This is a genomic window from Actinomadura rupiterrae (assembly GCF_024172125.1).
GTDB lineage: Bacteria > Actinomycetota > Actinomycetes > Streptosporangiales > Streptosporangiaceae > Spirillospora > Spirillospora rupiterrae.
This window is the reverse complement of record NZ_JAMZEA010000001.1, coordinates 506,504-527,892: the sequence shown is the minus strand read 5'-3', so window position 1 is coordinate 527,892 and position 21,389 is coordinate 506,504. Positions and strand designations below refer to the sequence as shown.

At 71.3% G+C, this 21,389-nt stretch carries 14 protein-coding genes; 10 read left to right on the top strand and 4 right to left on the bottom strand.

Annotated elements, in window-relative coordinates:
- Positions 1-128: 128 nt before the first annotated feature.
- Complete coding sequence (locus tag FHU30_RS02420; RefSeq protein ID WP_253870903.1) at positions 129-1,451, top strand: carboxylate--amine ligase; 1,323 nt, start codon at positions 129-131, stop codon at positions 1,449-1,451.
- A 49-nt stretch (positions 1,452-1,500) separates the two neighbouring features.
- Here the strand turns inward: FHU30_RS02420 and FHU30_RS02415 are convergent, their stop codons facing one another.
- From FHU30_RS02415 to FHU30_RS02405, 3 genes are all read right to left on the bottom strand, one after another.
- Positions 1,501-1,878 carry a hypothetical protein gene (locus tag FHU30_RS02415; RefSeq protein WP_253870901.1) on the bottom strand — a complete coding sequence of 126 codons (378 nt, stop codon included), beginning with the start codon at positions 1,876-1,878 and terminating at the stop codon, positions 1,501-1,503.
- Positions 1,879-2,111: 233 nt separating this feature from the next.
- Positions 2,112-2,411 (bottom strand): hypothetical protein, encoded by a 300-nt coding sequence (locus tag FHU30_RS02410; RefSeq protein ID WP_253870899.1) that lies wholly within the window; start codon positions 2,409-2,411, stop codon positions 2,112-2,114.
- 1,149 nt (positions 2,412-3,560) lie between these two features.
- The gene (locus FHU30_RS02405; protein WP_253870898.1) at positions 3,561-3,788 is read right to left on the bottom strand and encodes a hypothetical protein; all 228 of its coding nucleotides are present in this window, start codon (positions 3,786-3,788) and stop codon (positions 3,561-3,563) included.
- A 651-nt stretch (positions 3,789-4,439) separates the two neighbouring features.
- Here FHU30_RS02405 and FHU30_RS02400 point away from each other — a divergent pair.
- The 3 genes from FHU30_RS02400 to FHU30_RS02395 all read left to right on the top strand — a co-directional run bounded on the left by FHU30_RS02400 (position 4,440) and on the right by FHU30_RS02395 (position 6,668).
- Entirely contained in the window at positions 4,440-5,417 is a 978-nt protein-coding gene (locus FHU30_RS02400) for a chaplin family protein (protein ID WP_253870896.1), read from the top strand.
- A 241-nt stretch (positions 5,418-5,658) separates the two neighbouring features.
- Positions 5,659-6,441 (top strand): class E sortase, encoded by a 783-nt coding sequence (locus FHU30_RS47560; protein WP_372503835.1) that lies wholly within the window; start codon positions 5,659-5,661, stop codon positions 6,439-6,441.
- Positions 6,336-6,668, top strand: a complete 333-nt coding sequence (locus tag FHU30_RS02395) for a hypothetical protein (protein ID WP_253870894.1) — start codon at positions 6,336-6,338, stop codon at positions 6,666-6,668. Before FHU30_RS47560 ends, FHU30_RS02395 begins: the two co-directional genes overlap by 106 nt.
- A 55-nt stretch (positions 6,669-6,723) precedes the next feature.
- Here FHU30_RS02395 and FHU30_RS02390 read toward each other — a convergent pair whose 3' ends face one another.
- The gene (locus FHU30_RS02390; RefSeq protein WP_253870892.1) at positions 6,724-8,214 is read right to left on the bottom strand and encodes a hypothetical protein; all 1,491 of its coding nucleotides are present in this window, start codon (positions 8,212-8,214) and stop codon (positions 6,724-6,726) included.
- A 790-nt stretch (positions 8,215-9,004) separates the two neighbouring features.
- On the opposite strand from FHU30_RS02390, the gene FHU30_RS02385 reads away from it, so the two are divergent.
- The 6 genes from FHU30_RS02385 to FHU30_RS02360 all read left to right on the top strand — a co-directional run bounded on the left by FHU30_RS02385 (position 9,005) and on the right by FHU30_RS02360 (position 21,358).
- A complete protein-coding gene (locus tag FHU30_RS02385) occupies positions 9,005-11,896 on the top strand; it encodes a helix-turn-helix transcriptional regulator (RefSeq protein ID WP_253870890.1) in 2,892 nt (963 codons plus the stop codon).
- A 592-nt stretch (positions 11,897-12,488) separates the two neighbouring features.
- Positions 12,489-14,933, top strand: a complete 2,445-nt coding sequence (locus FHU30_RS02380) for a M4 family metallopeptidase (protein WP_253870888.1) — start codon at positions 12,489-12,491, stop codon at positions 14,931-14,933.
- Between the two features lie 135 nt (positions 14,934-15,068).
- Positions 15,069-17,024, top strand: coding sequence for a M1 family aminopeptidase (locus FHU30_RS02375; protein ID WP_253870886.1), 1,956 nt, complete (start codon positions 15,069-15,071; stop codon positions 17,022-17,024).
- A gap of 268 nt (positions 17,025-17,292) precedes the next feature.
- On the top strand, positions 17,293-18,171 hold the full coding sequence (locus FHU30_RS02370) for an SDR family NAD(P)-dependent oxidoreductase (RefSeq protein ID WP_253870884.1): 879 nt from the start codon (positions 17,293-17,295) through the stop codon (positions 18,169-18,171).
- Between the two features lie 313 nt (positions 18,172-18,484).
- Positions 18,485-19,339, top strand: coding sequence for an EI24 domain-containing protein (locus FHU30_RS02365; RefSeq protein WP_253870882.1), 855 nt, complete (start codon positions 18,485-18,487; stop codon positions 19,337-19,339).
- Between the two features lie 75 nt (positions 19,340-19,414).
- A complete protein-coding gene (locus FHU30_RS02360; RefSeq protein ID WP_253870880.1) occupies positions 19,415-21,358 on the top strand; it encodes a hypothetical protein in 1,944 nt (647 codons plus the stop codon).
- Positions 21,359-21,389: the final 31 nt, after the last annotated feature.

Below are 21,389 nucleotides of genomic sequence, written 5' to 3'. Positions count from 1 at the left end.
CAGGGGGGAGTTTCATTCATAGAATATGCCCGCCGCCTTTGCGTGGCGAACCGCAGGTCTCGCCGAAATGGAAGTTCTTTACCAGCCTCAAAGTAGGGTGAATCTTGGCAGAAGCGGCAAATCGACCCATGTTCCGCGCCGGCGGATCCGTGGCCGAATTGGATACCAATCTCCCGGTACTTCTGTTCCGAACCAACCACTACCCGCTGCACCATGGCACGCTGGCCGCCGTCCGGTCGCTGGGACGCGCCGGAATCGAGGTACACGCCCTGCTGGAAGGGCGGGCCAATCCCGCGAGCCGGTCGCGCTACCTTCGAGGTTCACACGCGCTGGGGCCGTGTCCCGCGGACGCCCTCGCCCTGCTCCGCCACCTTGCCCGGGTCGCCGAGAGGATCGACAGCCCTGCGCTTCTGATACCGATGGACGATGCTGCCGCCCTGTTCGCGGCCGAGCGGCGGCCGGCCCTGGAGAGTTATTTCCATATGCCGGAAATGAGCCGGAGTCCCGGTGATGTCGCGGACAAGTCCCAACTGCTCGCGACCTGCCTTGATGAAGGCATCCCCGTTCCCCCCAGTCTGGTTGTGAGCGCTCCCGAGATGACGAAGGCGGAATTGGGTGCGCTCGGATTTCCGCTGATCGCCAAGTGGTCCCGGCCCTGGATGCTTCCCCCGGGGGCCCCTAGCACCCGCATGGTGGCGAATCATCGGGAGGTCGCCACGATGCTGTTCCTTTCCTCGGCGCCCGGATACCGTGCGGCCGGTCCTGTCATCTTCCAGAAGATTATTGGCGATACCCGGCATGACTGGTTCTTCCAAGGCTATTTCGACCACGAGTCGAACCTGGTCTTCGGCGGTGTCGGGAGGAAGCGGCTCGCCTATCCGCGTAAGACCGGGGCGACCGTCGTCGGGGAGTGGCTCCCCAACACCCGCTTGGAACGGCATGTCCTCACCCTCGTGAAACGCCTCCGCTACACCGGGCCCGCCGACCTCGACTTCCGCTACGACCAACAGAACGACGCCTACAGCCTGCTTGACTACAACCCCCGGCTCGGTGCGCAGTTCCGTCTGTTCACCGACCGGCAGGGCACTGACCTCATCCGCGTGACGCACCTGCTCGGCTCCGGCCGTCCGGTGCCGCCGGCCCAGCCGGTGTTCGGACGGAAGCTCCTCGTCGAGAACCGCTACCTGCCACTCATGGCGCGGACTCCATCGCATGGGTTCGCCGCGCTGCACGAGTGCGAGCTGGCCTGGCTCGCGACGGACGACCTGGCGCCGATGTCGACGCTCGTGCGGCAGAGCCTGCGTGTCGCGGCGGGTAAGGCGGCCCGGCGGATAGCCAAGGCCGAAGGTGTGAGCCGCTACTTCACTCCTATCCCGAATGCCTCGCCCGGGATGCCTGACCGGTCCGACTCGTCCTCTGCGGCGGGCAGTGCTGCCGACGTCGCCCCGTGAACGGGGCGCAGGAGACGTCAACCTCCCGATCGGTCTAGGGGTTCGGGGGTCAGCGCTTCACCCAACGGAGCGCCTTGCGGTCCCATTCGGCGTCCGTCCGGAGGCGGTCGAGGTCCGGAATGGCTCCGGGCGTGCCCGCAGTCACCCGGACCCAGCCCTGGCCGCAGTGGTCCCAGCCTTGCTCCGGGCCAGGACCGTCCCAGAACACCCACCAGCCGAACTCCTCCGCCTCGGCCTCGCCGGGCCACTGGCCTGTCCAGTCGTCCTGGCCGCACGCGTGGTCGAGGTCCAGGTCCGTCCGCTGGCGACACTCGCAGTTGAGCCGTCGCCCGCCGTCGTAGAGACAACACGCGATCGCGCAGCCTTCTCCGTGCGGCCGTCCGATCTCGGCACCACAGTCTGGGCAAAAGGGCTCCAGCGAGCTCACTCGTCCTCCGCGAGAAGTCGAATGACAGGTGGGTGTATGCGTACGAGCGGCGGACTCGTTGGCGGAGCCCACCACGCGCCATCCACCGAATACTGGCCTGTATCGCGACCGACGCACCCGAACATCGCCGCTGGTAGCGATGAGGCCAGGGATTTGTATCCGCGCTGCTAGGTGCGCCTGTCGTCGGCGTGTCGCGGTCTCGCGGTCTCGCGGGTTCCGGGCGGAACGGACGCTCAGGAACGGTGCGGCTGGCCTTCGAGGGACGCCAGGGTGTCGATGATGACGACCGCGGCTTCGAACAACTCGTGCGCGGGGGCGATCGGCCCCAGGCTCCAGGTGAACCGGCAGGAGGTGTCGGAGGACACGGGCGAGCAGCACACGGACGAGCCATCCGGGCGGCTTCCGGCGGCGGCCGGTTCGCACCATACGACCTGCCTGGTCTTCGCGGCCTCCGCGCGGCAGATGATGAGGAACGCGGGGGCCCCGTCCGGCGTCTGCAGGCTGCATCGGAGCCCGGACAGTTTCAGGATCACGGCCTGCAGTTCTTCGAGGTGCCGAACGTCGTTGGAGGAGAGGAACCGCCGGCCGGCGGTCCCCCCATGCGGTAGCGGCGAACCGGCAGCGGCTGTCGGTTCAGTGTTGGAACGGGCCGAGTCCAAACCATCGTGCGGCTCGGGGCGGTGGAGCCAGGAACGGAGCCGGGCGGCTCCCGAGCCTCCGCGTTCAGGCGGCGCCGGTGACCGGTCTGAAGGACGTCGAAATCCCCAGTCGGATATCCAGGACATGGAACTGACTGACCCCCTGTCGTTCTCGCGAACTCGGCTGGTTCGCCTGCCTTCTCGGATGGCACTGCCGGGCATTCACAGGGCATGCGTGTCCCGTCTGCCCGATTTCGGGCAGCCCGAGGTCAGAATGGGCAGGGTCCGGGGTTCGCTCGGTTGAAGACGGCGTTTGTGTCGACGCTGAAACCGCGACCTCGTGTGGAGGTCTGGGGCCGGGGGAAGCGGCGCTCCTCGTCTGCGGAAAGACGGGACGGCCTCGGTCCGTTTTCGGTGCTCTGTACTGCCGACCGGTCACACTGAAGCGTTCCGGGTGGCGGTGAATATGTAGAAGGCGCTGCTCCGCGTGGCGCCCACCCCCCCTGTGGGTTGTGCACGTGCCTTCGCATCGTAAGCGACCTGGCTCAGGCGGGAGTGGTGTTTCGGAAAACGGTCGTAGCGGCCGAATCGCGGGCACAGTCACCCGAAATGTCCGGCTAGTCCGACTCGAATGGCGAGGGGAGTCGGCTCGTGGTCAGGGGGACGTCATTCGTTCTCAGAGGCCGCTTGGTGCGACCTTTGCCTGCGGCGCGGTCGCCAGACGCCGTTGATGATCCCGCTTGCGGCGGCTGAGGCGATCACCATCAGCCAGCGTTCCGTCGGTGTCGGGGGGCCGACTGGGATGAGATACCAGACGGCGAGGGCCAATAGGGCGAGCAGGAGGCCACCGAGAACCCCCTCACCGATCGGGTACCAGACTGTCCGGGCTTGGTCGCGTCCGTCTGGCCGGTCGGGGCCTCCGGGCGTTTCCGCCGTTGTCACGGCACCTCACTCCCAGCGATGGGCCTTCGGGGACGGAGCGGCGAGGGCGCGGACAGGGCCCCACAGCCCCGTCCGCGCCTCCGAACAGCGAATAGGCGCGAATCAGTGAACGGTCGAGCCGTTGGTGCAGTCACCGTGCTCGTCTTCGAGGCCCAGGATGTTGTGGATTGCTGCACCGATGCCGGCAACGTCGATGCTGCGGCAGGTCTGGATGCCGATGATCTGGACGGTCTGCGGGTCATCGTCGTCGTCCGCCATGGCCGGAGTGGACATGAGAGTCACGAACCCCACGCCCCCGAGGAGGGCCGCAGCGGCAAGTCGCTTGCGCATGAGTTCTCCAATTCACTTCACTGTCGTTGCGTCGCCGCTGGCGCGAGCCGCGCCCACGGCGTCGCGCTCATCGCATCTCACAACCTCGCCTCGGAACGTTCGCGACAAACGTGCTTTGCAAAGTCCTTGCCATTAGGGGGAGTTCTCTTCGTTCGGCGTGACCATTTCTCGCCGTTTGGCAAACTCGGGCGCCCGGATGACGCTGGCAAGCGGGCATCCAGTGAACTTCGCGTGTTGCCCGCACCAGCTTGTCTTCAACGATGATTGGCTGCGCCTGGAGGGCTGCTAATTGTTGCTCGGGACCGGATCCGGATCGGGAGAAGTCACGGCATGCGAGGCGCACTGGTTCCTTTCGGCATACGGCGCGTTGCCGGATGGTCTGACACTCCGTATGGCACGCTGTTCCTGCAAGAACGGCGAGCTCTGGTGCTACGATTCCCGGACGCTGAACGAACGAAAGTGCGAACGCTGGACTCCGTCGTTGAGGATCCTCGAAAAGCGCGCGCATAAGTGCATGCACACGGCCGGGTCCGCTACCGCACGAGCCACCGAAAAACGAGATGGCGATGATCGACCATTGCCCTGGGGGCGGGCCCGCCCCCGGCGAGGCAGAGGCGACACGTTCAGCCAGACATTCCAAAGGAGCACAACATGCGCAATTGGGCCAAGAACGTGAGTCGTGCCGCGCTCGTTGCGGCCGGCCTCACGGCCGTAGGAGCGGGACTGCCCACGGGCCCCGCTCTGGCCGACACCACCACCGGTAAGTTCAGCGTGCTGGGCGGGAACCAGCTCTACGCACCCGTCTCGATTCCGGTGAACCTCAGCGGTAACGCCCTGTCCCTGCTCGGCGTTGCCAAGGCCAAGGCTCACGGCGGCGCCCACGTCGCCAACGTCGAGCACGGTCCCGGCATGAGCACGTCCGGCAAGTTCTCTCTCATCGGCGGCAACCAGATTTACGCGCCGATCTCGGCACCGCTGAACATCTGCGGCAACTCGATCGCGGCCGGCGCGGTCACCAAGGCGTACTGCCACGGTTACGCGACCGTCCACAACATCATCACCGGCCACCGGGCCAGCTACTCGGACCCGGATCCCAGCGGGGCGATGACGACCTCGGGCAAGTTCAGCATTCTCGGCGGGAACCAGGCATACATCCCGATCAGCGTCCCGATCAACATCTGCGGCAACGCCGCGTCCCTGCTCGGCTACGCCAAGGGCAAGTGCCACGGCTCTGCGACCGTGCACAACGTCCTCGTCGGCGGGCACCGGTACCACACGCCTCCGGCCCCGCCCACGGGTGACACTCCGCCGTGGGGTCAGTACCCGCCGACCGGTGATAACCCGCCGACGGGCCAGCTTCCGCCGACCAAGCGCGTCGTCCGCTCGGCCAAGCGGGTCGTCACCTCGGCCAAGCGGGTCGTCACCTCGGCCAAGCGCATCACCGACCCGACTCCGAAGGACGCCATGGAGATGCCGCCGGTCGCGCAGGGGCTGCGGAACCTGATCCGCGGCGTCGGCGTTCCGGTCCCGGCCTACCCGGGCGAGCCGGTGGGCGATGCCAAGCCGGGCCTTCCGGTGAAGGGCCTGCCGATCAACGTCCTGGGCCACAAGCTTCCGATCGGGCAGTGAGCCGGCCGGGCGTCCGAGCGGGCGCCCGGTCGCCTCGTCCTGTGACAGCGCACCGCCTTGCCGGCTCCGATCACCTCGGACCCCCGGTCACTGGCGGTGCGCTGTCACTTGTGATGTCACCCGCCTGTCACACCACCGCTAGTCCTGTCACACCACCGCTAGTCATGGCACCAGCCGCCGAGCGCCTCGGCGTCCCCTCGGGACGGAGGTCCTGTCCGGCGGCTTCCGCAAGGAGGAGTGAGTGCACTATCGACGGCTTCTCGCCGGCGCGACGGCCGGCGCCCTCGGATGGGTCGGCATCGTCGCCGCCGTTCAGACGGCGCCCGTCCATGCCGCCCCCGCCCATACCGCACAAGAGCGCCGTGCGTCCCGTGCCGGTCACCACGTCGAGCTGATCATTCCGAAGCTCGGACTGGATGACCCGGTACGCGAGGGTGTCTCCGAGTCGGATCTCTGGCAGGGGGTCGGTCATTACCCGGGGACCGGGCAGCCCGGTCGACCGGGGAACGGGGTGTACCTCGGGCACCGCACGGCCGGCGCAGCCCCGTTCAAGGACCTGGAGCGGATGCGGGCGGGGGACGTGGTGGTCCTGGCCGCCGGGGGTGACCGCTACACCTACAAGGTTGTCGAAACGAGGGTCACCTCGCCGTTCGACCCCAGGGTGCTCGCGCCTGACCCGATGCGGCCCGGGCGGCGGACAGACGGCAGTTGGACGACGCTCGTCACCTGCCACCCGCGCGGCTCCGACCGCCAGCGGTTCGTCGTTTTCGCCCGCTTGACCCACCAGTGGGCGAAACATCGCGTCCCGCGGAGCGTGTCCAGGGTCATTTCGGATCAGAAACGTCATGGTTCGGGATTCACCCGAGCCATAACGAATCGCGGGCGGATGCCGATCCGCCCGGTCGGAAAGGGGACTTCATGCCTTCCCATCGAAGGGCCGCACTCGCGCTCAAGGGCGCGGTCGCTCTCGGCTGTGCGGCGGGCGCCGTGCTGGCTGCAGCCGGATCAGCGTCCGCGGCGGTAGGGTTCTTCTCCTACAGCGAGCAGTCCGTGCGGCAGATTCTCTCTGACCCTCCGGACGGCCGGTGCCTCACCCTTGTCACCCCGGGCCGGGACTTCCGGAACTTCACCGACACGACCGTCGAGTTGTTCTCGCTTCCGGGCTGCCATGGTGAGCACACGTACATGAACCCGCACTCGGGTCTCGTAGGCGCGCCTTCATGGGCGAGGAGCTTCGTGTTCCTGCCGTGACCGATTGACCGATAGCGGCCGGCGTGTTGACCACGCCCGGCCGCTATCGCATTTCTCACGCCCCGGGCAGCCCTGGCCCGGGCGGTCCGGGCTCTGGCCGGGAATCGCCCTCGGCGGTCCGGCAGCGCCGGGTTTCGGGGATCCAGCCGAGGACGGCGGCCAGGCACAGCATCGGGACGGCCGGGAGCAGGTAGCGGTAGTCGAAGTCCGCGGTCGCGGCCGGGACGACGATCAGGGCGACCCCGGTCAGCAGCGGGAGCACCGCCGCGCCCCGCCACCGCCGGACGACCCCGGCCGCGCCCACGAGCAGGATCAGGGCGAGCATCGGCCCGCGCACGAACACCACATGCTGGTACGCGCGGATCCACCTGGCATACGGTTCGACCACGCGCGGCTTCGCCGTTGAACCCCCGTACCGGTCGGACGCCTTGACGGCCGTGACGGGCCGCTTGTAGTACGCAGGGAACCGGTATTCGGCCACGGTTCCGGCGGTCGGACGGTTGGTCCGGTGCGGGGCGAAACCGCGGGCCGTGTCCACCAGGACCGTCCGCAGGTAGTCGAGCGGCTGCGCGAGGACGGCCCGCTTGGCGAAGTCGCCCGCACGCGCGTTCCCGTCGGGATCGGTGATGCCCTCGCGGAACGTCCGGAACGGCGCGTGCGCGCCCCACATGGCCGCGAACGCGGGGTCCATGCCGCGCCTGTCGTGCTTCCAGTCACGGCAGAAGACGCGCTCGTCGGCGGGCGGATGGATCTTGCCGCAGTCGGCGAACGCGGCGACGCGTCCGAAAAGGAACAGGCCGTTCGTCCCGGTGAGGCCCCAGCGCCCGTTCTCGGCGCGGTACCAGGCGGCGTACGAGCCGAGCAGGATCACGAAGGAGGCGGCCAGGGCCGCGACCGGACGCCATCCCGCCCGCCGGACGAGCAGGAACAGCAGTGCGATCACGATGAGCGGGATCCCGACCGTCCGCGTCACGGCGGCGGCACCGAGGAGCAGCCCCGCGACGAGCGCCGACGTCCAGGACGGCCCGGCCCGCCACAGCAGGGCGGCGACCGCGCCCACCAGCAGCACCTCGAACAGCGTGTCCGACAGGACAAGGTGCTCCAGCTCGATCTGGTACGCGTCCAGCAGCGGCAGAGCGGCCGCGAGGCACCCGAGCAGGCCGGGCAGGACGTCCCGGTCCGGCCAGGCGGCCCGGGCCGCCCTGTACGAGACCAGGTACAGCAGGACGCCGACCGCCAGCCCGAAGACGTGCTGCACGAACGCGACCGCGCCGAAGTCGTGCAGCGGACGCAGCATCCACAGCATCACCGGGTAGCCGCTGGGCCGCAGCGCGGACGGCACCGCGTCCAGCGCGCTGCGCAGGTAGGTGCCGGAGTCGCCGAACCAGAGCATCGACGGGTAACCGGCCATCGCGACCAGGCGCGGCAGGGCGGCCGCGAGCAGCAGCAGCGCGAACGGCCCGTGCCGCCGCACCGCCTCGCGAAGCCCCAGTCCTCTGGCCGCGTGCCCGCTTCCCAGCGGACGCGCCGACGCGTCCACCTTCACAATGCCCCCTTTGACCGCTCTACCCGGATGCGCGGCGGGGACACGCACGGACGACCCGGGCCTGCCGGGCAGGACGTTCGTCACGACCCGGGCCTGCCAGGCGGCACGTTCGTTACGACCTGGGCCTGCCGGGCAGGACGTTCATCACATCCCTGACGGCCGACGGGATTGTCACCGGCGGACAATTCCGGGGGTTACAGACCGGCGCGCGCGCTGCCGGTGTTCCGCCGAAACGCGCGGAACGGCCGGATCCGGACGCCGCGGCCGTCCGGGAGCGCGGCGTTCCTAGGGTGGTGCCGAGGGCGGCGATCGCCGCCCGCGCACAGAACCGACCGCAAAAGCCGACCGCAAAGCCGACCGCCTGAGCCGACCGCCTGAGCCGACGACGACGATCAACGCCGACCCTCCCGGGCCGGCGACCGGGGTGATCAGCGCCGACGACCAGCATGATCAGCGCGACCGGCGGCGCCGACCAAGTGCCGGCCAGGTGCCGACCGACGAGCCGATGCCGATCCGGGCCGGCGGCCGTGCGGAGCCTGCTCGACGGTGCTCCGCAGGGCACCGGGCCGACGTGAGGGAGATGACCGAACCGGCCGCATATGACGTGTCCGGCCCCCGATAAGGTGGTCGGACCGTAATTGCGGCACGATATCCACCAACGCACCGCCCGCGGTTCGGCCGCCGGAACGCCGGGCGACGGCTGACTCCTCCGTTGACCATGGTCGGCGGGAGGAGTAGTTTCCGGCGCGGAACTCGTGCCTGGCCATGAGCAACCGGAGGACCCGCCCAGATGGAACGTGCGGCAGGGCCAACCGGGGGATTCGCCGAGGACGCCGAACGGGCGGCGACCGAGGCGCTCGTCATCGTGGAACCGGTCGCCCCGACCCGGCCGCGCCGCGCGGCCGACATCGTCGGGATGTCGGGGCTGCTCGGCGAGGCCCGCGAGCACCTCGACCGGCGCGGCGGGACGGTCGTGCTGACCGGCCCGCCCGGCATCGGCAAGTCGACGCTGCTCGAACGGCTCGCGGACGGCTTCCCCGGGCACACCGTGCTGCGCTGCGCGCCCGCCGAGTCCGAGAGCCAGCTGCCGTTCCTCGGCCTGATCGACCTGCTGTCCACGACCGGCGACGACGTGCTGGACCTGCTGCCCGGGCACCAGCGCGCGGTGCTGCGGTCGGCGCTGCTGCGCGGCGGCGACCCGCCGCCCGAGCGCGGCCCGCTGCCGCTGCGGCTGGCCGTCCTGGACCTGTTCCGGGTGCTGTGCGCGCGGTCGCCGGTGCTGCTGGTGATGGACGACGCGCAGTGGCTGGACGGTCCGAGCGCCGAGCTGCTGGCGTTCGTGGCGCGCCGCGCGGCGGGGCTGCCGCTGCGCGCGCTGGTGGCCGTCCGGGTGGATCCGCGCGGACGGTACGACGCGAGCTTCTGCCCCGGCCCGGTGCACGCGCTGAACGTGCCGGGGCTGACCGTGACCGAGGTGTCGCAGCTGCTCGGCGACCGCTGGCCGCGTCCGGTGGTCGCGCGCGTGCACGACGTCAGCGGCGGCAACCCCTTCTTCGCCCTGGAGCTCGGGCGCGCGCTGGCCGAGTCGCCGCCGGAGTCCACCGACGACACGCTGCCGCTCCCGGACAGCCTGCGCGACCTGATGCTCGACCGGCTCGGCACGCTGTCCGCGGGCGCGCGGCGGACGCTGCTGACCGCGAGCGCCGCGGCCCGCCCGACGCTGCGGCTGCTGCGCGCGGCCGGGCGGGACGGCGCGGACGCGGACGTCGCCGAGGCCGTCCGGGACGGGATCGTCGAGATCGGGTCGGGCGAGGTCGTCCGGTTCACCCACCCGCTGCTGGCGGCCGTCGTGTACGCCGAGGCCGAGCCGGGGGAGCGGCACGCCGCGCACGCGGCGCTCGCCGGGGCGGTCACCGACCCGGTCGAGCGCGCCCGGCACCGCGCGATCATCGCCCCCGGCCCGGACGCCGAGCTGGCCTCCGCGCTGGACGAGGCGGCCGTCGCGGCCCGCCGCCGCGGCGCCCCCGCCGAGGCGTGCCGGCTGGGCCGGCTCGCCGCCGAGCACTCCCCGCCCGAGGACACGGCAGGCTTCGTGAACCGGCTGCTCACCGCGTCCGAGGACGCGATCGCGGCCGGGGACCTGCCGGAGTCGCGGCGGATCGCGCACGAGGCGCTGGCGGTCGCGTCCGAGCCCGCGCAGCGGGTGCGCGGCTGGCTCGCGGTGATCGACTCGGCGGGCCAGGCGCTGGCCGAGTTCGGCGACATCTTCCCCCGCGCGCTCGCGGACGCGGGCGACGATCCCGCGCTGCTCGCCCCGCTGCACTACCGGCTCGCGTGGCGGGCATGGCTCGTCGAGGGCTCGGCCTTCGAGGCGCACGAGCACGCGGCGCGGTCGGCGGAGCTGGCCGCGCGCGCCGGGGACCGCCGCACCGAGATCCTCGCGCTGGCCAAGCAGGCGCACCTGGCCTTCTTCCTGGGACGCCCGGACGCCGAGAAGACGCTCGCGCGCGCGTTGTCCTCCCCGCAGGACCCGCGCGTCATGGTCGACCACAACGGCCCCGCGTTCCAGCGGTACCGGCACCACCTGCTCGCCGACCGGCTGGAGGAGGCGCGGGCCGAGCTGCGGTCGCTCATCTACCTCGTCCGGCGCCGCGGCGCGGTCGAGAGCCTGTGCCACTGCCTGCACAACCTCGCGCGCGTCGAGGTGCACCGCGGGCGCTGCGACCGCGCCCTGGACGTGGCGCGGCAGAGCCTCCGGCTGGCCGAGGACAGCGACCTCAGCCAGGGCCCGTCGTGGTTCTCGCTGGCGCTCGCCGAGGCGGCCGGCGGCGACGCCGAGCGCGCCGCGGACGCCGCCCGCCGGGCCGAGCAGCACAGCGCGGACGACGGGGACCTGCTGTTCCTGCCGCAGGCGTGGTTCGTCGCCGGGCACATCCACCTGATGGCCGGGCGGAACGACGCCGCGGTGTCGCTGCTGCGGCGCGTCCGGCGGTCGGAGGAGGCTCAGGGCCTCGGCGACCCGGCGATGCGGCGCTGGCACGGCGACCTCGCCGAGGCGCTGGCCCTGGCCGGGCACCTGGACGAGGCGGCCGAGCTGATCGAGGAGACCCGGGCCCGCGCGAGCCGGCTGGAGCGCCGCGTCATGCTCGCGGTGATGGACCGGGCGGCGGCGCTGGTCGCGGCCGGGCGCGGCGATCACGCCACGGCGGCGGCGCTGGCGCGGCGGTCCGCGATGGCGCTGGCGGAGCTGCCGTTCCGGCTGGAGGAGGGCCGGTCCTGGCTGGCCCTCGGCCGGCTGCGGCTCGGCCAGAACGAGGCCCGCGCCGCGCGGTCGGCGCTGCGCGAGGCGCGCCGGGTGTTCGCGCACGCGCACGCGCGTCCCTGGCTGGCCCTGGTGACCGTCGAGCTGGACCGCGTCCGCGACCTGGACCGCGCGCAGGCCCCGGCGGCGCCGTCCGCCGCGCTCGGCGACCTGAGCGCGATGGAGGCGAAGGTGGCCGCGCTCGTCGCCGAGGGCGCGACGAACCGGGAGATCGCGGCGCGCCTGTTCATCAGCGTCAAGACCGTCGAGGCCGCGCTCACCCGGACCTACCGCAAGCTCGGCGTCCGCTCGCGCGTCGACCTCGCCCGCCTCGCCTCGTCCCCGCGCACCCCCGCCCAGGACCCTCCCGCCGACATCTAGCGCACCCGTCGCCGACATCCGTCCCACCCGTCGCCGACGTCCGCCCACCCGTCGCCGACATGCGCCACACCCGTCGCCGACGTCCAACCGACCCGTCGTCGGCCTCCAGACCACCGCTTGTCGGCATCCGGCCCACCGGCGCCTCCGGCACCCGGCCCCCAGGCGCCGGACTCGCCACTCGGGTCATCCCGCGGTACCGACCCGTCATTTGCGTTTTCGGGCGAATGTCACCGGTGGGGGTCAGGCGGTCACGGGAATGGCGGTGAATGCCGCGTCGTGGCTGGTCTTTCACGCTCCGTCCCGCTGGTCCGGAAGCGGCCAGCGAGGTTTACACGGCCTTGTCATGTGGGCGTGGTGTCCGGTTCATGCGTGAGTCCGTAGGGATATCCCTAACGTTCGGTCTTCGGTCTTCCTTGGACGGGTTAGTGCGCTGAAACTGCCGTTGATCCGAGATGCGGCGAAATACCCCGCTATGCCGCGAAAGGAGAGACCTCGGCTCCACGGTGTTCGCCGCCCTCGTCCCCGTTCGAGAACGCCCGCCGCTCCCACGGCGGGCCTGCCCTGCCCACGAGGCGAGAGGGAACCGATCCACATGACCCCACGTCGTATCGTGACGGTGTCGAGCGCGGCCGTGATCGCCGCGGCCGGCCTCGTCGCCCTCCCCATGGCGGCCCAGGCCGGGCCCACGCCGAAACCCGGCATGCCGGCCGGACCGTCATCGTTCACCCAGGACGACTTCACGGCCAACCCGGCGCCGGCCACCCGCAAGTCCGCGATCCAGAACGCCGAGAAGGCGCTCGCCGCGCACCCCGGACAGGCGCACGCCCGGTCCGGGCACGCGTTCGTGCCGCGCTCGGTGGTCGTCGACAAGAACGGCGCCGCGCACGTCCGCTTCGACCGGACGTTCAAGGGCATGCCCGTCTACGGCGGTGACCTGGTCGTCCACCTGAAGCCGGGCGGCTCCTACAAGGAGATCGACACCGCGGCCAAGGAGACCCCCACCGTCCCGACCGCGCCGCTCGTCAGCGCCAAGCAGGCGCAGGCCGCCTCGCGCGGCCAGGTGCACGGCACGGTCAGCTCCACCTCCGCGCCGCACCTGGCGGTGTGGAACTCCGGCCGGTCGTCCCAGCTGGTGTGGGAGACCGTCGTCCGGGGCGTCCGCTCCGACCGCACCCCGACCGTCCTGCACGTCCTGGTGGACGCGCGCAAGGGCAAGGTCATCACCAAGCGGGACGAGATCGACACCTTCCTCTCGCCGGAGCAGGCCGCCAAGGCCCGCGCCGCCAAGCCGCAGACCACCATCCTGACGGCGGGGACCGGTAACTCGATCTACAGCGGCCAGGTCTCCATCGACCTGACCCAGTCCGGCAGCACGTGGTCGATGAAGGACCCGTCGCACGGCAACGGGTACACCACGAACCTGAACCACGCCACGAGCGGCACCGGCACGACCTTCAGCAACTCGACCGGCACGTTCGGCAACGGCACCAACAGCGACCCGGCGTCCGCGGGCGTCGACGCGCACTACGGCGCCGCGCTGACCTACGACTACTACAAGAACGTGCACGGCCGGAGCGGCATCTTCGGCAACGGCGCGGGCGTCCCCTCGCGCACGCACTACGGCAACGCCTACGTCAACGCCTTCTGGGACGGCACCCAGATGACCTACGGCGACGGCTCGGGCAACTCCCGCCCGCTGGTCGAGATCGACGTGGCCGGCCACGAGATGAGCCACGGTGTCAGCGGCGCCCTCACCAACTGGGACGAGACCGGCGAGACCGGTGGCATGAACGAGGGCACGAGCGACATCTTCGGGACGATGGTGGAGTTCTACGCCAACAACCCGGTCGACAAGCCCGACTACACGATGGGCGAGCTCATCAACATCAACGGCAACAACACGCCGTTGCGCTACATGTACAACCCGTCGCTGGACGGCACCTCCCCGAACTGCTGGAACAGCAGCAACGGCGGCCTGGACCCGCACTACTCCATGGGCCCGCTGAACCACTGGTTCTTCCTGCTCGCGGTCGGCTCCGGTGACCACGGCTACGGCAACAGCCCGACCTGCAACAACTCCACCGTCACGGGTCTGGGCAACAACAAGGCCGAGAAGATCTGGTACAAGGCCCTCGCGTCCTACGCCAACAGCAGCGAGAACTACGCGCAGGCCCGCATCGACTCCCTCAAGGCCGCGGCGGACCTGTACGGCACCCACTGCACCGAGTACAACACCGTGAACAGCGCCTGGGCGGCGGTCAGCGTCACCGGCACCGACCCGGTCCCCGGCACCTGCCCCGGCCAGCCCGGCTCGCCCACGGTGACCAACCCCGGCGACCAGACCGGCACGGTCGGGACGGCCGCCAGCCTGCAGATCAAGGCGACCGACCCGAACAACCAGACGCTGACCTACAGCGCCACCGGCCTGCCGGCGGGCCTGTCGATCAATGCCTCCTCCGGCCTGATCTCCGGCACGCCCACCACCGCGGGCACCTCCTCGGTGACCGTGACCGCCAAGAACACCTCCGGCAACACGGGGTCGACCACCTTCAACTGGACGATCAACCCGGTCGGCGGCGGCTGCTCCAGCCCCGGCAACAAGGTGTCCAACGGCGGCTTCGAGTCCGGGACCGCGCCCTGGACCACCACCTCCGGCGTCGTGTCGGCCAACGGCAGCGGTGAGAGCGCCCACACCGGCTCCTACTTCGCCTGGCTGGACGGCTACGGCACCACCCACACCGACAGCGCCACCCAGTCGGTGACGATCCCGGCCGGCTGCAAGGCGACGCTGACCTACTGGCTGCACATCGACACCGACGAGTCCGGCAGCACGCCGTACGACACGCTGACGGTCAAGGCCGGCACCACCACGCTGAAGACGTACACCAACGTCAACGCCAACACCGGCTACGCGCAGCAGACGGTCGACCTGTCCTCCTTCGCGGGCAAGACGGTGACGCTGTCCTTCAGCGGCACCGAGGACTCCGGCCTCCAGACCAGCTTCGTCATCGACGACGTGGCGGTGAACGCCTCCTGAGTCGCCGGGCGCCGGCCGCCGTTCCCCCGGCGGCGGCCGGCGCCACCTGACGGAGCCGGATGACGGTTCCAGCCCTTCGTCCCGGGCGCGGCACCACCCGGTCGCGCCCGGGACCTGCCCGCGAGGGAGATCCCCTTGACCCGCACCCCCCTGAAGGGCGCGCTTCCCTCAGCGCGCCGGACCAGCAGACTGCTCGCCCTCGGCACGGGCCTCGTGCTCGCGACCGCGGGCCTGGCCGCGCCCGCGGCCACCGCCTCGGCCCAGCCCGCGGAGGCACGTGCCGCCGGGCGGCTCGCCCAGCCCGCCGGGGCGCCCCACGCCCAGCCCAAGCCCAAGCCGCACGCCGCCGCGGCGGCCTGCACGCCCGCCCAGGTCGTCGGCAACGGCGGCTTCGAGAACGGCACCTCGCCCTGGACGGCGTCCAGCAACGTCATCTTCACCGGCGGCGGCGAGACCGCGCACTCCGGCAGCCGGTTCGCCCGGCTGGACGGCACCGGGAGCATGCACACCGACACGCTGACGCAGTCGGTGACGCTGCCCGCCGGCTGCTCCACCGCGACCCTGTCGTTCTGGCTGCACGTCGACACCGACGAGTACGACCAGGTCGCCTACGACAAGCTCACCGCGAAGATCGGCACGACCACGCTCGGCTCGTTCTCCAACCTGGACGCGGCGAGCGGGTACGTGAAGAAGACCTTCGACGTGTCCGCCTACGCGGGCCAGACCGTGACGCTCGCGTTCACCGGCAGCGAGGACGTGAGCCTCCAGACCAGCTTCGTGCTGGACGACGTCGCGCTGGACGTCTCCGGAGGCACCACGCCGCCGGGCGACTCCACGCGCACGCCCGCCACGCCGTCCTACACGGTGAACCTCACCAGCGACGCGTCCGGCGGGACGTGGACGGGCCACGAGTCCGCCTCGTTCACCAACGCGTCCGCGACCCCGCTGTCCGAGGTCTACCTGCGGCTGTGGGACAACTACCACGGCACCTGCCCGTCCAACACGCCGATCACCGTCAGCAACGTCACCGGCGGCACCGCCGGGTCGCTGGAGGTCGGCTGCACGGCGCTGAAGGTGACCCTGCCCGCCCCGCTGAACCAGGGGCAGAGCGGCACGGTCGGCTTCGACCTGAAGATCGTCGTGCCGTCCGGCGCGGACCGGTTCGGCCGCGACGGCTCCTACAACTTCATCGGCAACGCGCTGCCCGTGCTCGCCATCCGGGACGCCTCGGGCTGGCACCTCGACCCCTACACCAACAACGGCGAGTCGTTCTACTCGCTCGCGTCGGACTTCAAGGTCACGCTCGACCACCCGACCTCGATCGCCGTCCCGGCCACCGGGACCTCGGTCGACACACCAGGCTCGTCCGGGCGGACGGTCACCACGGCGACCGCGACCAAGGTGCGGGACTTCGCCTGGGGCGCCGGGCCGTTCCAGAAGATCTCCGGCACCTCGTCCGGCGGCGTGAAGGTCAACGTCTACTGGGTGAGCGGCATCTCGTCCTCGTCCGCGCAGTCGATGCTGAACACGGCGACGAACGCGCTGGACGTGCACTCCTCGCGGTTCGGGGCCTACCCGTACGGCGAGGCGGACGTGATCCTCGACAACAACTTCTGGTTCGGCGGCATGGAGTACCCGGGCTTCATCCTCGACCTGGTCAGCTCCACCGCGCTCGCGCACGAGCTCGCCCACCAGTGGTGGTACGGGATCGTCGGCGACGACGAGTACAACAGTCCCTGGCTGGACGAGTCGTTCGCCGACTACTCGACCGACCTGTACTTCAACGACACCGGGTCGGGCTGCTGGTCGAACGTGTCGTGGGCGTCGTCCGCGGAGAAGATCACCAACTCGATGGCGTACTGGGACGCGCACTCCTCCCGGTACTCCACGGTCGTCTACGGCTACGGCAAGTGCGCGCTGCACGACCTGCAGCGCCTCATCGGTGACAACGCCATGGCCACGCTGCTGCGCAACTACGCGCAGTCCCACTGGTACGGAGTCTCGACGACGGCGGAGTTCAAGGCCGCGGCCCAGGCCGCGACCACCACGGACCTGACGTCGTTCTGGACCCAGCACCGCATCGAAGGCTGACCGCGCCGGGACGGGGCCTGCCCCCGAGTCCCGTCCCGGCGCGGTCGGGGGATCCCGTCCCCCGCCCGTGTTCCGCCCCGTCCACTCCCCCCGGACGGGGCGGACTCGCGTCCGGGCGGACCCGGGCCGGTGCCGCCGGACGCGCGTCGGGCGGACCCGGGCCGGTTTCCGGTTCGGACACCTCCCGGAAAAGGGATGTTCGGGAATTCCCGTCCGAACGTTCGTTTGGGTCTTCCAATGTGACGCAGCTCTCCGGGAGGCTGGGCCCATGGAGGACAAGATCGCGGTCGTCACCGGGGCCACGTCGGGCATCGGGAAGGAGACCGCCCGCGAACTCGCGCGGCGCGGCTTCCGGGTCGGCGTCGTCGCCCGCAACCCCACCCGGGCCGAGCGGGCGCTGGAGGAACTGGCCGCGAGCGTGCCCGGCGCGGACTTCGACCTGTTCCTGGCGGACCTGTCCGCGCTGGAGGACGTCCGGCACGCCGCCGAGCGCGTGCACGCCGCCTACGGCCGGCTCGACGTGCTGGTCAACAACGCGGGCGTGCACCTGGCCCGCGCCAAGACCAGCGCGGACGGCCACGACCGCATGATCGCCACCAACCACCTCGGGCCGTTCCTGCTCACCGAGCTGCTGCTGGGCCCGCTGGAGAAGGCCGGCTGTTCGGGCGGCGCGCGGGTCGTCACGGTCGCGTCCGAGGCGCACCGGCACGCGGGCCGGCTGGACCCCGAGCGGTTCGCCGAACCCGCGCCTTACGGGCCGTCCGGATCCCTGCGGGTGTACGCGCGGTCGAAGCTGCTCAACATCCTGTTCACGCAGGAGCTCGCCGAGCGCCTGGACGGGACGGGCGTCACCGCGAACGCGGTCTGTCCCGGCATGGTCGCCACCGGGCTCGCCCGCGACGTCCCCGGCACCGGACGCGTCGCCGGGCTGCTCTCCCACACGCCCGCGCTGCGCACACCCGCCCAGGGCGCCCGGGTCGTCGTCCGCGTCGCGACCGACCCCGAGTTCGCGACCCGGACGGGCGAGTTCGTCACGTCCACTCCGGGCCTGCGCTTCCTGCCCCGCTCAGGCCCGCTCAAGGACACCGCCCTCCGCCGCGCGGTCTGGGACCGTTCGTCCGCACTCGTCGGCCTGCCCAGCCGCTAACGTTGCCCCTGTGAGCCACCCGCACGACCCTCGCACCCCTCCGCCCGGCCGTCCCCACGGCGGCTGGTCGCCCGCTCCTGCCCCGCAGGGTCCGTACGGACAGCAGCCTTCCTATGGACAGCAGCCCGGCCCAGGCCCCGCCTACGGACAGCAGCCTGCGCAAGGCCCTGCCTACGGACAGCAGCCTCACGGTCAGCAGCCTCACGGTCAGCAGGCTTATGGGCAGGAGCCTCACGGTCAGCAGGCTTATGGGCAGCAGCCTCACGGTCAGCAGCCGTCCTACGGGCAGGCTCCTGCGCACGGCCAGAACCCCATGTACGCCCAAGGCGCGGGCCAGGGCGGACGGCCTGCCGGGCAGCACGTGCCGGTGGTCCGGGGGCGCGGGCTCAAGGACTTCGGCTCGGGGGTCGTGTACTTCCTGCGCGGCCTGGCGTGGGTGGCGCGGCGTCCGGGGAAGTGGCTGTTCGGGCTGATCCCGGCGCTGATCGTGCTGGTCTTCTACGCCGTCCTGCTCGGCTCGCTCGCGTGGAACCTGGACGGCGCGGCGCGGTGGGTGACGCCGTTCGCCGACCACTGGTCGTCCGGGCTGCGCACCACGACGCACGTCGTCGCGGGGATCGCGCTGTTCGGCGCGGCGGCGTTCCTGTCGGTGCTGACGTTCACCGCCCTGACGCTCCTGGTCGGCGACCCGTTCTACGAGCGGATCGCGGTCGCGGTCGAGGACTCGATGGGCGGCGCGCCGCCCGAGCCGGACGTCCCGCTGCTGACCCAGATCGCGCGGGCGCTGAAGGACGCGCTGATCCTCGGCTTGTACGCGGTCGGCTTCGGGGCGCTGTTCTTCGTCCTGGGGTTCCTGCCGGTGGTCGGGCAGACCGTCGTGCCGGTCGTCGCGGCGTGCGTTTCGGGATATTTCCTCGCGGGCGAGCTGTCGGCCGTCATGCTGGAGCGGCGCGGCCTGCGGCGCCGCGACCGGTTCGCGCTGCTGAAGGCGCACCGGTCGCTCGCGGTGGGTTTCGGCGCGTCCGCATTCGTGGTCTTCCTCATCCCTCTCGGGGCCGTCCTGGCCATGCCGGGCGCGGTCGCGGGCGGGGCGATCCTCGTGCGGGAACGGCTCGTGCCTGCGATTCCCCCGTCGCACGGAGATCAACTGTCATCGCCACATCACTGAGGCGATAGAAAGATGTGTCCTGAGCGTAATTACCGGCCGGTCCATAATGAGTGATCTTCGCGTAACGTGTGCCGCATGTCCGATCAGGGGGAGCGCGGACCGCGCTGGACCGACATGAGCGAGAACGGAGCCGACGGAGAGATGGCGGACGCGCCGACCGGCCCGCTGCCCGCCCAGCCCGCCGCCGGGCGCGACCCGCGGCCGCCCGCCGGGTCCCCGTCCCGCATGTCCTTCCCCGAGATCGAGGTCAAGGTCCCCGAGGTGGCGATCCCCGAGCCGACCGGCCGGACGGAGTTCTCCGAGTCCCCGTTCGCCGAGTCCGCCCGCGTCTCCGAGCCCGAGCCCGAGGCCGCCCCCGAACCGGCGCCGGCCGAGCCGGCGGCGCCGGCCGAGAAGACCGAGTACCACGACGTCTGGGGCAAGGTCGAGGCCCCGCACCTGCACACCCCGAAGCCCCGGCCCGCGGCTCCCCAGCCCGACCCGCAGGACGCTCCGCAGCACGAGCAGCACGAGCAGCACGAGCCGCGCGAGACCCCGGAGCCCGAGGCATGGCGGCCGGAGCCCGAGCCCGCGGTCGCCGACGAGCCGCTCCCGCCCGCGCAGGGCGTGCCGACCGTCGAGGCGAAGACCGGGGCCACCAGACCACCGACCGCCCAAGACCTCGCGGACGTCGTCGGCCCGGTCGAGTTCGACGTCGATCCCGGCGAGCGCCCCGGCCCGCCCGGATCGCATGGCACGTCCGGCGCCTGGTGGCACGACGAGCCGCGCGAGCCCGTCCCCGCCTGGGACGAGCCGAAGCCCTCCGCGCACCAGGCGCCCTCAGTCGACGCGCTGCACGAGCCGTCCGCCTACGACGCCGGTTTCGCCGCGGACACACCCGCCGCCCACGGCATGGACGCTCCCGCACGCGACGCGTCCGCTTATGACTCCGGCGTCCGCGAGCCCGGCGCGCACGACGCGTCCGGCAAGGCCGCGGACGATGTGAAGGTGGCGCCGAAGGACGAGCAGGTCGCCGGCCCGGGCTGGGAGGGCTCGCTCTTCGAGGACGACGCCGGACCCGCCGAAGGCGATGGCCGGTACGCGGCCGTGGCCGACCCGACGATGTCCTCGGGCACGGCCCGTCCGGGACGGCCGAGCAGCGGCAACTGGCAGATGCCCGGCTGGATGGCGGACGAGAAGTCGGCCGACGGCATGCTGATCGGCGGGGACGGCGGCGAGCAGCGCCGGTCCGGCGGATTCGACGACGGCGGCGGTGAGGGCGGCGGACGGTCCCGCGTGGCGCTGTTCGGCGGTGTCGGCCTGCTGGTCATCGCGCTCGTCGCCGCCGGTGGCGTGTACTTCATGAAGACCAAGAAGGACGGCTCGGGCTCGACGGACACCGCGGAGCCGCGGCCGTCCCACCCCGCCGCCGTCCACCCGACGGGCCAGCCGGAGCCGCCGAAGGCGCAGCTCCCGCCGGACAAGCCGCTGGCCAAGTTCGCCGGCAAGCCGGGCAAGATCGCCGGGCGCGCGACCGACGCGAAGGCCGGGCTGTCCTACCCGCGGTTCGCCGAGCCGTGGCAGGCGCCGACCAAGAAGAACAAGCTGGCGGTGCCCGGCTGGTCGGGCCAGCAGATCCTGGTGACCGAGAAGCACGGCGACCGGCTCTGGTACGGGCAGCTGCTCACCGGCACGCTGCTCCCGGCGCTCCAGTCGCACTACAAGGGCCCGGAGAGCCTCCGCGAGGTCACCGCGCTCGCGGTCAAGGGCTTCGACAAGCAGTACTACGCCTTCGACCACGACTCGTCCCCGCTCGCGTCGCAGGAGATCACGGTCGGCCCGCACAAGGGCTGGCTGATCGCGAACTACCTGAAGTACAAGCGGCCGGGCGTGAAGGCGACCGGCGAGGTCGTGGTCACCGCCGTGATCGACACCGGGCACAAGACCCCGGCGGTGGTGTTCGCGTCGATGCCGAACACCGAGCGCAAGCTCTGGCCGGACCTCAACGCCTTCCTCGACGGGCTCAAGGTCGCCTCCTGACCCGCTACACCGGTGTCGCCCCGGGTGGGCG

Coding starts and splice junctions, on each gene's coding strand:
- FHU30_RS02420 (WP_253870903.1), top strand. CDS start 129: ATGTTCCGCGCCGGCGGATCCGTGGCCGAATTGGATACCAATCTCCCG.
- FHU30_RS02405 (WP_253870898.1), bottom strand. CDS start 3,788: ATGCGCAAGCGACTTGCCGCTGCGGCCCTCCTCGGGGGCGTGGGGTTC.
- FHU30_RS02400 (WP_253870896.1), top strand. CDS start 4,440: ATGCGCAATTGGGCCAAGAACGTGAGTCGTGCCGCGCTCGTTGCGGCC.
- FHU30_RS02395 (WP_253870894.1), top strand. CDS start 6,336: ATGCCTTCCCATCGAAGGGCCGCACTCGCGCTCAAGGGCGCGGTCGCT.
- FHU30_RS02385 (WP_253870890.1), top strand. CDS start 9,005: ATGGAACGTGCGGCAGGGCCAACCGGGGGATTCGCCGAGGACGCCGAA.
- FHU30_RS02380 (WP_253870888.1), top strand. CDS start 12,489: ATGACCCCACGTCGTATCGTGACGGTGTCGAGCGCGGCCGTGATCGCC.
- FHU30_RS02370 (WP_253870884.1), top strand. CDS start 17,293: ATGGAGGACAAGATCGCGGTCGTCACCGGGGCCACGTCGGGCATCGGG.
- FHU30_RS02365 (WP_253870882.1), top strand. CDS start 18,485: ATGTACGCCCAAGGCGCGGGCCAGGGCGGACGGCCTGCCGGGCAGCAC.
- FHU30_RS02360 (WP_253870880.1), top strand. CDS start 19,415: ATGTCCGATCAGGGGGAGCGCGGACCGCGCTGGACCGACATGAGCGAG.